This is a genomic window from Sphaerisporangium melleum (genome assembly GCF_014646695.1).
GTDB classification, from domain to species: Bacteria; Actinomycetota; Actinomycetes; order Streptosporangiales; family Streptosporangiaceae; genus Sphaerisporangium; species Sphaerisporangium melleum.
In genome coordinates, this window is sequence record NZ_BMNT01000022.1 from 20841 (window position 1) to 21373 (window position 533).

The 533-nt window shown below is 69.4% G+C and carries 1 protein-coding gene; it reads right to left on the reverse strand.

Annotated features, from left to right (window positions below; all coding sequences use genetic code 11):
• Nucleotides 1–514: WD40 repeat domain-containing protein (locus IEY93_RS20000; RefSeq protein WP_373291489.1), on the reverse strand; the 514-nt coding region annotated here is incomplete at its 3' end.
• Nucleotides 515–533: the final 19 nt, after the last annotated feature.

Below are 533 nucleotides of genomic sequence, written 5' to 3' on the forward strand. Positions count from 1 at the left end.
GCCGGGCGATTTCCCGGCGGCCTGCCACGTCCCACAACCGCACCGTTCCATCGCCGCTGCCGGCGGCCAAGGTCTTGCCGTCCCGGGTGAACGCCACTGAAAAGACTCCGCCTTGGTGGCCGGTGAGCCGGGCGATTTCCCGGCGGTTTGCCACGTCCCACAACCGCACCGTTCCGTCGATGCCGCCGGTGGCCAGGGTGTGGCCGTCCGGTGCGAACGCCACCGAGGAGACCACGTCCCGGTGGCCGACGAGAGTGGCGATTCCAGGGCGGATGGCTGCGGCTTTGAGGCTGTAGGCGGCCTGTTTCGCGGCGAAGCCGTTCTTGCTCAACGAGTCGCTGATGCCGGCGGCGGCAATGCTCAGCCGTTTCGCCAGGACGGGGTCGCTGTCGTCGGTGTTCTCGCTCTGGCTGCTGAGCAGGGCGACGATGGAGGTATCGCGTTCGCGTTCGGCGTCCTCCCGGCTGCGCTGGACGAAGATCGTGGCCGTGGCCAGGAGCGCGACCAGCACCACCAGGCTGGTGGTGCCGGCG